Source organism: Sphingobacterium shayense, assembly GCF_013179575.1.
GTDB lineage: Bacteria > Bacteroidota > Bacteroidia > Sphingobacteriales > Sphingobacteriaceae > Sphingobacterium > Sphingobacterium shayense.
In genome coordinates this window covers 1-9,817 of sequence record NZ_JABMCQ010000160.1, presented here as the reverse complement: position 1 = coordinate 9,817, position 9,817 = coordinate 1, and the positions used below count along the sequence as shown (strand labels likewise).

At 39.8% G+C, this 9,817-nt stretch carries 8 protein-coding genes; 3 read left to right on the top strand and 5 right to left on the bottom strand.

Annotation, left to right across the window (positions count from 1 at the left end):
* A partial coding sequence (locus HP439_RS19445; RefSeq protein WP_216657875.1) for a hypothetical protein occupies positions 1-193 on the top strand: 193 nt, incomplete at its 5' end.
* Between the two features lie 150 nt (positions 194-343).
* Entirely contained in the window at positions 344-1,417 is a 1,074-nt protein-coding gene (locus tag HP439_RS15485; RefSeq protein ID WP_216657874.1) for a glycoside hydrolase family 76 protein, read from the top strand.
* A 223-nt stretch (positions 1,418-1,640) separates the two neighbouring features.
* Here the strand turns inward: HP439_RS15485 and HP439_RS15480 are convergent, their stop codons facing one another.
* On the bottom strand, positions 1,641-2,756 hold the full coding sequence (locus tag HP439_RS15480) for a Fic family protein (RefSeq protein ID WP_172391242.1): 1,116 nt from the start codon (positions 2,754-2,756) through the stop codon (positions 1,641-1,643).
* Positions 2,757-3,092: 336 nt separating this feature from the next.
* Between HP439_RS15480 and HP439_RS15475 the strand changes: the two genes are divergently transcribed.
* Positions 3,093-4,166: an endonuclease/exonuclease/phosphatase family protein gene (locus HP439_RS15475; RefSeq protein ID WP_172391241.1), complete on the top strand. Its 1,074-nt coding sequence runs from the start codon at positions 3,093-3,095 to the stop codon at positions 4,164-4,166.
* Between the two features lie 179 nt (positions 4,167-4,345).
* Here the strand turns inward: HP439_RS15475 and HP439_RS15470 are convergent, their stop codons facing one another.
* From HP439_RS15470 to HP439_RS15455, 4 genes are all read right to left on the bottom strand, one after another.
* Entirely contained in the window at positions 4,346-6,604 is a 2,259-nt protein-coding gene (locus HP439_RS15470) for an alpha-N-acetylglucosaminidase (protein WP_172391240.1), read from the bottom strand.
* A gap of 153 nt (positions 6,605-6,757) precedes the next feature.
* Entirely contained in the window at positions 6,758-8,068 is a 1,311-nt protein-coding gene (locus HP439_RS15465; protein ID WP_172391239.1) for an ATP-binding protein, read from the bottom strand.
* Positions 8,069-8,312: 244 nt separating this feature from the next.
* Positions 8,313-8,765, bottom strand: a complete 453-nt coding sequence (locus HP439_RS15460; RefSeq protein WP_246229383.1) for a DUF2721 domain-containing protein — start codon at positions 8,763-8,765, stop codon at positions 8,313-8,315.
* A 189-nt stretch (positions 8,766-8,954) separates the two neighbouring features.
* On the bottom strand, positions 8,955-9,817 hold an 863-nt coding region (locus tag HP439_RS15455), incomplete at its 5' end, for a PepSY-associated TM helix domain-containing protein (protein WP_172391238.1).

Sequence of the window (9,817 nt, the reverse complement as noted above, 5' to 3'; positions counted from 1 at the left end):
GACCAAATTTGAAAATTTCTTGATCAATAACGGAAAGGTAGCGTGGAATCGTGGGAATGACCACAATGTCCTATTGTTTGGGAAATCTTGGAGCGAGATCCCGGTAGGCAACACAAAGTTAACATCACAGACAAGTGCTGCAATGTTATTTGAGGGGCTAGTGAGACACGCTAATTTCGGCCTCGTAAATTAAATTATTTTTAAACTTATAAACTCTATTCTAGTGATTAGATTCTGTAAAAACAACATCATTAAACTTTGTCTCGCGAGTGTTTTTTTGCTCGCTTTATCCTTAACAAGCCATGGGCAACAAAACAGAAATTTGACGCGAGCCAATGCAATAATGGATTCTGTTTATAAATACTATGCCGTGCCAAACAGTCCCTTGTTAAGGGAGCAGTATCCTTATAATGAAAATTATGTTGCAGATTATTTGGGCGGGGGAGAGAACTCTACTAGATCAAATCCCTACTCTTATTTGTGGCCGTATTCGGGAGCGCTTTCCGCTCAGGTAGCGATATTCGAATCGTCGAATGATCATGAAATAAAAAAGGAAATCGACAATATCGTCCTTAAGGGTTTAGACGCTTATTATGATAAACGAACGCCGCCCGGATATGCGTCGTATGTTAATTCAGCGCCTCAGTCGGATCGTTTCTACGATGACAATATTTGGTTAGGTATTGATTACACAGATCTCTATCTGCTAACAAAGGAGAAAAAGTATCTAAACAAGGCTATCGAAATTTGGAAATTTGTTGCAAGTGGGATGGACGAGAAATTGGGTGGTGGAATTTACTGGTGCGAGCAGCGCAAGGAATCGAAAAATACGTGCTCCAATGCTCCGGCGATTGTTATGGTAGCAAAGCTATACGAGGCAACGAAGGACAAAACTTATTTAGATCTGGCGGAAGAGTTATATATATGGACAAAAGAAAATCTACAAGATACTACTGACTATTTGTATTTTGATAACATAGCCTTGAACGGAAACGTTGAGAAAACAAAATACCCTTATAACTCCGGTCAAATGATTCAGGCAGGTGCACTCTTATTTAAGCTTACCCATCAGAAGCAGTATTTAATAGATGCCCAGAACGTAGCGAAGTCTTCCTATGATTATTTTTTCTATGATTACAACGTGGCGTCTACAGGTAAAACGATCAAACTTTTGAAGACTAGTAATAACTGGTTCATTGCCGTAATGATGAGAGGATTTGTGGAGCTTTATGAGTTGGATGCAAATAGACTATATGTGGATGGCTTTCAGTCAAATTTAGACTTCGCATGGGATAACATGAGAGAGAGAAATGGTCTATTCAATTCAGACTGGAGTGGCGAGAAGAAGAAAAATCGAAAATCGCTTCTCGACCAATTTGCCTTAGCGGAGATGTACGGAAAAATTTCAAAGCTTTAGTAGAGGTGTGTATTAGGTAAAACTCAAGTATATTAAAATATCTTTAACAAGTGCCGTAAGGGTTCCTCGCAGGAATCTTTACGGCACTCTTTCTGATAATAGTGAAAATATGGTTCCCTGCTGTTTTGATTATTACTCGGTGCCACTTTTTGAGATCTCGAGAGGATCAACGTGCCAGCATCGCTGTTCAAATTCAAATTTTGTGTTTTGTCCTGCTTTTCAATTATTCGGACAGTATACGATAAAGTTCTAAATTAAGGTAATAAGAATTCCCAGAAATCGTTCGTTTTTCCAACACACGCATGTCTACCAATCGTTCGAGATACTTTCGAGCCGTATTTTCAGAATAAACTTTTTGAAGATGTTTGACCCTCGTGAAGGGTTGAATAAATAGCGAATCGATTAATACTTCGGGTCGAGTGAAGTTTGTATCTTTTTCTATAAGGTTTAGTATAGCGTCTTTTGCATTTACAATATCGTTAATTTTGTTATAGGTCGTATGTGCCGTTATTTCTATCGTCTTTAAGATGTATAAAAGCCATTGTTCCCAGTTGCCTCGTTGAGTGATTCCAGACAGTCCCTCGTAATAATCCTCTTTGGTTTCCAAAATATAACGACTTAAGTACAGTATCGGATAATCTAGTAAGCCCTTTTTTGTTAAGTAGTGAATATTGAAGATCCGGCCAGTGCGTCCGTTACCATCTCTAAAGGGATGGATTGCTTCGAATTGGAAGTGCCCAATTGCCATCTTTAACAGAGGGTCTAAAGAGTAGGTTTTATCGTCGTTTAGGAAATTGATGAGATTGTTCATTTTTGCTGTTACAATTCCCGGACCTCGTGGAGGTGTATAAAAAGGGGTTCCAGCATTGGGTCCAGTTCCTCCCTGCTTAATATAAATTTGAGCTACTGGGGGTCGAATACCATCGTTATAACCCGTTACCGTGCGATATATTGTTTCAAAGTAGCTTATGTCGATTTGCTGATCGCCGTTTAAATATTGATACCCCTTCCAAAGGGCTTCTCGGTAATTGAGCACTTCTTTTGCAGAGTCGCTGCGCTGGTTTATTTGATCCTGACTGTATGCTTTGTAAAGCTCGTCATCAGTCGTGAAAATATTTTCTATAGCACTCGAAGCCTTTGCTTCTTGTAAACTGATAGAGTTAATCAGCAGTCCTTGATTAGGAATAACGATGCTCCGTCCCTGTAATCGAGCTAGTGCTGCTTTAGCATTACCAAGTTGCTCGTATACCTTTATAGTTTGATATATTTTGGGATCGATAGGGAGGTCCGGTAAGTCATTCCAAGGTTTATTACGTTCGGGATTAATTGTATATAGCATACACAAACTTAATAAAAAAAATTAGCTGACCTTAAAATCTGGTGTTTTTTAATGTTAGCTAAGATTTTGGCCTTACATTTAAGGTCTATTGGATAGCTGACCTTAAAATCTGGTGTTTTTTAATGTTAGCTAAGATTTTGGCCTTACATTTAAGGTCTATTGGATAGTTGACCTTAAAATCTGGTGTTTTTTAATGTTACTAAGTTTTTAGCCATCCGTTTATTTTCTGTTTTTCGTTATGCTGGCTCTGTATGGCTGTGAGAAAAGACTCTATTTGATATTTACTGAATGTCAATTAAATTTTATTTTAGGTGGAATTTCTTAATTTAGCTGTAAATGGAAATTATTACAATTGTCTTTTCTTGCATACTTATACTGCTTAGTGTTCTCCCATTTGTACAAAATCAGCATTGGGTCTTTCGGGTTCCGGAGTTCGCTAAGCTGCAGATCTTAGTCTTGCAGGTGGCTGCCGTCATCACCTCTTTTTTGTACATAAACGACTCAGTAACTTTATGGCTGATAAATGCTGTTCAGTTGGCCTTAATGATATATCATGTGTATATCTTTATTCGTTATACAAAGTTTTGGAAGGCGACAAAAAGAAGTGCTTCTAAGCATAACTCATCCCAGGTAAAAATAATCTCTTGTAATATCTATCAGTTTAATGATCAGTATGAGCGCTTTATTCAACTGATAAGAGAGGAAAAGCCTCATCTATTTTTGACGATGGAGAGTGATAGTAACTGGGAAAAGGCATTGCGTGTACTTGAAGATGAATATCCGAACCAGCAGAAGGTTACACTTGACAATACATACGGTATGCACCTTTACACGAAACTGAAGGTGAGAAACATTAAGACACATTATTTTGTAGCTGACGATCTTCCCAGTATTGAAGCGGAATTAGAGACTGACGACGGTTATCGGTTTGTTTTCTTCGGCGTACATCCGCCGCCACCAAGTCCGACTGAAGAGGAAAATTCTAAAGAACGTGATGGCGACCTATTAAGCATCGCAAAAAAAGTTAGAGGCTATAAACTTCCTGTGCTAGTTACCGGTGATTTCAATAACGTCGCTTGGGCCAAGTCATCAATTCTTTTTAAGAAGACCAGTGAATTAATTGATGCTCGAATAGGACGAGGTATTTTAGCTACTTTTCACGCTAAATATTGGTTTTTCAGAGTTCCGTTAGATCTTGTCTTCCATTGTCCTGATATTTTTATCGATAAATTATTCATCTATCCATCGGTTGGGTCTGACCATTTTCCGATGGGATGTAGCTTTCATATCAACAAACATGACGACCAGCAGGAGGAAGAGGTGGACGAACTCGATCGTGGAGAAATGCAGGAGGTGAATGAACTGATCGAAGAAGGGGTTGAGGAAGAAAGTGAGAATAGGGATTCCTAATCATTTTTAGTTTTCTGATAGCATCAGTTTTATTAGCTGGACTTTCTCGAATACTGGCCCATGGGGAGATGGAATTATAACACCCCTTAGGTGTTGTAATTTATCCTGCTAAAGGAGAACCCAGAAGTTTTTCACTTCTCTTAAGGATTCTCCTTTGTTGCAAAATGGTTGGGTACTCCCTACAAACCAAAATTATCAACATCATCTGCTTGACGGCTTACTTCTTCCACATAATCTTCTTGTTGTACGGTAGGCGTAAGTTGACGCGACTGATGTTCCATGACTGGCCACCATTTGGAATACAGTTGTCTCGCTATTTTGACAGCATCTCCCGTAGCAACGTTAGCGTAGCTCTCGTGTCCTTCTGTCCACGATTTTTCCCAGGCCGAGAGTGTCTGGAAGAACGGATTGGCATTATTTGCTGGCCTTCCGTATGATTTCTTAAGTTTGCGTGAGTGGTATCGTTTGTTTTCTTCTTCCGACTGCCCCAATAGATAGTCTATGAACATGCGCCAGCGCGGAATGTAAAATCCGCGGATTAAACCCGACCATTGTCTGTTTGAATAATCAAAAAACAATGCGTTTGGTGTTACGGGACCCCATATGGTTATTAAGGTACGTGCTGCCTGTTCATATCGATTCTTCTCTTCGTCATTATTTCCCCACCTTCGCGCGTCATGCAGCCATTTTCCCAATAAAAATTCTTCTCTAGTCGCTAAAAGGTCATCCAAATCCTGCATCAAATCGATAAACTGTTCTCCTGCCTGTTTAAGTGCTATATGATTTCTGGAAGTGTAGGCTTTTCCGAGGGACTCGTGTAAAAGTAAGGCTAGATCAGCTAGACACTGCCGAGCGATATCAACTAAATCATATTGAAAGGTAGGTTTGTCACCCAGCTCTTTTGCCCCTTCCAGCATTTCCTTCCACGCTGGCCAAAGTGCTATTAAATCATAGTCTCTAACCATATCTCCGTTCATGGAGACTCTAGGCATAAACAGCGCTGGTCGAGCACATATTGGAGATTCCATAGAAACAATTTTCACCTTCTTTTGCTGATACACGGTGCTTAGAAGTATCTTCCAGGCGCGCGCAGCGGCATCAGGGAGCTGCCCATAACGAGCGATCACGTATTTTTTTGTCCAGCCTGGCACGTCTTGCTCGAGGGTTTCATGCCATGCTATCTCTGTCGCAGCTTGGTAGATAACCGGGTTGTGCTCAATTGCTTCGGGGAAGATGCCAAGCCCCTGCACGTTTAAGGCTTCAGGTAACTGCTTTAGGTGGAGTGCATGAGACAAAAAATGCGCTAAATTGCCGCCAATATAATTGCGACCACCAAAATTGTGCATCATACCGACTACCCACGGACGTCCCCAATAGCTTTCGTGTTTTTTCCAATTTGTGCCCGTTAGAGCGAGCATCAGCGTGCGCTCCTTTGGTATGGCGCGTAATAATCCTTGTCTGAGCGACCAGGTTTGGATAACCAGTACAGCGTTCGGGTCGATATGGTTAATCGCTGAATAAATGGCGTTTCCCGCTTGTTCAAGATATTCAGCAGTCTTAATAGGAGGTTGGCTTTCATGGAAGGGGTCTACTGAATAATAGTGATCCGTCCCGAATAGCTTTTCCTGCTCCTGAATGAAAATTTTTGCAATTTCCGCAAACAGGGGATCTAAAGGGTCGATCTGTGCTGTCTGGAAAGTGGATATCCAGTCTGTTGTGTATATTTTGGCATCCGGATAAAATCTCGCAAGCGCAGTGGGAACGTAGCCTGTAAATCCCTTAAGGATCGTTTTCATGCCAAGTTCGCGTTCTCTGGTGATAATCCGTTGACCCAGCTCTAGATGGCGGTCGATCCAGTCTTGGGATAGAGGCCCCATCCATCCTTCCAAATTATCCATCCACTGCCAAGCGAAATATGTCGGTCCGACTAAAAAGTTTTTAATAGCATTGTCATCCATTCCTAGACGGCGAAGTGTGTTTTGCCAAACCGCCTCCAGACCCGTAATTGCAAGCGGCATGTTTATCCCATGCAGGGCCATCCAGTCAATCTCACGCTCCCAACGTTCCCAGTCCCACCACGCCATTGAATAGCTGAAAGTGCAATAATTGAGATAGCAGCGGATATCAAACTCTGTGTTACGCAGGATAGGCTCAAAATTAGTCGGCAACTTTTCGGGAAGATCCAACTGATCGCTGTTCCAGGAAATATGGCAGTGGCATATATGTTTGAGATACCAATGTAGTCCGGAAGCAACGGAGACTGGGTTGTTGCCGCTCAATTCAATCTTACCATTTTTTGCTTCAATTCCGAAGAAGTCTTTATTAGTTTCGATAGTGGGCTGAATTTGAACATCAAATTCTTGGCTTCTTTCTGGTAATAATCTTTTCAATAATGCTTCAGCAGCATGTTTTTGCTCTTTAATTTTTGTAACGTCCATTGGTGTTCTAACAAAAGCCGTAGGCCTATGTTTAAAAAAATATTTAATAGTCGTGTCACGGCTACTAAATAATGTATTTGATCGAGCCGATATACCGCTACCAGAGAAGTTATTTAACTATAGAAAAATCAATATCAGGTCAGCGGGCCCATTTTACATGTCATCGATAGAGAATCCTTTCAATTCTAACTGGTAGGATCCAATATCTTTTTGTAAGGCTTTTGTTTTTAATGTTAATTTTCCCAGATCTATTTTTTTAGGATTGCGTTTGACTTCTGCAATGATTGCTTTTTTCTCAATGCTATTTATTGCTACGATGTCTATTTCATTTTCTCCGTTGCTATCCCAGTAGGCTCCAATTTCCGTCACGCGCTCCTCTAGGAATAGCTTTTCTCTAAAGTATTTTTCTAGTAATAGCCCGCTGAATTGCTTATACCCTAGTTCGATTGTTTCTCGTAAGAGGTCTAACCGTCCGACTTCAATAAGCGATTGGTTTGGATAAATAAACCGAAACCAGAATTGAAGATAATTATCTTTGACGCTCCATCTTGTTTTTCGACTATTGGGTTTTGAAAAAATAGGTTTGTTTCTAACGATTAAAGAATAGTCTCTTTCTAAGTTGATTAAATATGCACCTGTATTTTTTTCAATAATAGAGTCGATCTCGTTCTGTGTCGTCTTCCCTGATGCTATTAATTGAAGTATCGAAAAATAAGTTCCGTATTCTTTCCCAAATTCTGTAATTAAAATATCTTTACCTTCACTCAGCAGCACGGAATCCATTTGCGTAACCATGTCTAGCATAAGATCTTTAGTAAAGGCATTAGCTTCCATTAATATCTCAATGTACTTAGCTACCCCGCCTGTGAGTATATACAGACATAACAGGTCTTCGGGTTTGTAGCTAGGATTGTAGTCATGCAATATTTCCTTAATTACATCTACGTTAAATGGTTGTAAATATAGTTTCGAAGTTAATCTTCCAAAAAGGGGTTCTTTATTGTTCTCGAAAATTTTCGTCATTAACGAGTAGATGGATCCACAAACTATGAAATTGATTTTCGATAGTTTTTTATACTTGTCCCAAAGATTTTGAATGTCACTGAAAATAGCTGGATTGACATTGTCAAATTCTTGAAATTCATCGATTACAAGTGTGAAGTGTTCTTTAGTCGCAAAAATTAACAACTGCTCAAATAAATCTTTGAATTTACTAATTGTCCCAAATATCTTCAGACCGATCATTTGTTCGGCATCGTTCTGAAATTCGGAGCATAAAAGATGCTCGTTTTTACGCGAGACGAACAGATATAAATATTTCTGGCCCTTCAATGATTCAGTTATTAACATCGTTTTACCGATACGCCTCCTTCCTATAATAGCCTGAAAGCAAGCTGTCTTTAACGACTGAGCGTGATTTTTTGTCAGGAGTGCAATTTCCGCGGTTCTATTGTAAAACTTCATAATGTAACTATCATTAATGTAATGTCCATTATCTTAATGGTCATTACAATAATAGATATAATTATATTTCCTTACAAATTTTTTGCATGCGCAGATTCAAAGAGGACGCTAAAACAAGCCTTATGTATTTAAGGCGGATTAAAACAATAAACGGAATGACGGCTTTAGATAATGTTTTGGGACACTAAGAAGCATTGAAGGTGGAAAGGCGCATCTTCTGGATCACATTACAGGCCGTTCAAATCTAACCTTTAGAAGTTCCCGGGCGCTCTTCCATATCACTTAACTCAAGTTCTAAAGCTTTGTTGCTTAACTGAACTTCTAAGAAGGAGACGAGCAACGATAGCGTAAAAAAAAGGAGACTTAATGCAAAGGAGATCTCGGCAAAAACCATGTTTTCCAAATATATTCCGTACATACATATGATACACGCTAAAAAGCTCAAAATACCTAAACCCTGCATGTGGCGGATTAGTTTAAGACGATATCGAAGATTATCTATTTGCCCTTTCAATACTCCTCTTTTGTTATGTTCGAGATATTTCGCATGAAGACTTCGGACCAAAGCTGCAAGCGCTAAAAATCTGTTTGTGTAAGCCAGCATAATTAAGCTGATCGCTGGAAAGAGTAAGGCTGCCGTGTTATAGGTAATCATGATCAAAAATAAGTAGTTCCCACCGTAAGATAACAAAAGCATTCATTAAAGGTTGCCAACATCTTTGGGAAACTACGCAATTTTTTGGAGCGCGTGCCTAATAAATGGTGACAAAAAGGAATCAAATGGTTCAGAACCAAGAATTATCTCTCGAAAGTTTCGAACTGCGGGAGTCGAAGAGGATATATCAATTTCCGCTTTACAATGCTGCCACCAGCCTAATTGATCCTCCTAGCGTTTTCTTTTATTCAACCAAACCATGAAACCCGTAACAGGTAAACTTGCACATATTAAACTGATTAAGAAAGCGAGAATCTTACCAGGAAGACCGAGTATTGTCCCTATGTGAATATCATAATTCATCATAGATAGCCTATCGGCAAACTTTGCTTCACTATATTTACTACCATCCATTTCTAAGGGTTTGAGTGTGTATCTGTCATAATAATACGCACTTTGGTTGTAATATGAACCGTCATTATGATATATCAAAATTTCATAAGAATCATCTTCATCATGTAAAATTGGTGTCATATACATTCCACCTATTTGATCCACCTGCTTTAGGGTAGCATACCATGCGCTGTCAAGTGGAGTAAGCTGGTTGTCCCATACACGTCCTTTTTGAGAGAGGTCGGAATGGGGGTGATGATGTTCATGCTTTTGTTCGCCGCCAGACGCGAGGAAATACAATGCATTATCGAACCAAGTAAAGCTCCAAACTAATCCCGTTACGGCAAGAGCAAATGCCAAGAGTAAACTATAAAATCCCAGAACATTGTGAAGGTCGTAATTAACGCGTTTGAAGCTCCCCCTCCATTTTATATTAAAGCTTTTTTTACGATTGGAGCGGTTCCATTTCTTGGGCCACCACATCACCATACCCGAGACTAGTAAAATCAAAAAACATAAAGTCGCTACCCCAACGATAGGTCTACCGATATTGTAGGGAAGCCAGAGTGCCCGGTGGCCATCAATAATGAATCGGAAGAAGTCGAATTCGGGGCCACCTACGGTCTGCTGCTTTTTGAGGAACTCTCCTGTATAGGGGTTCATAAAAACCACAGAAAACGTTCGTTTCCCGTTTTCGGTGC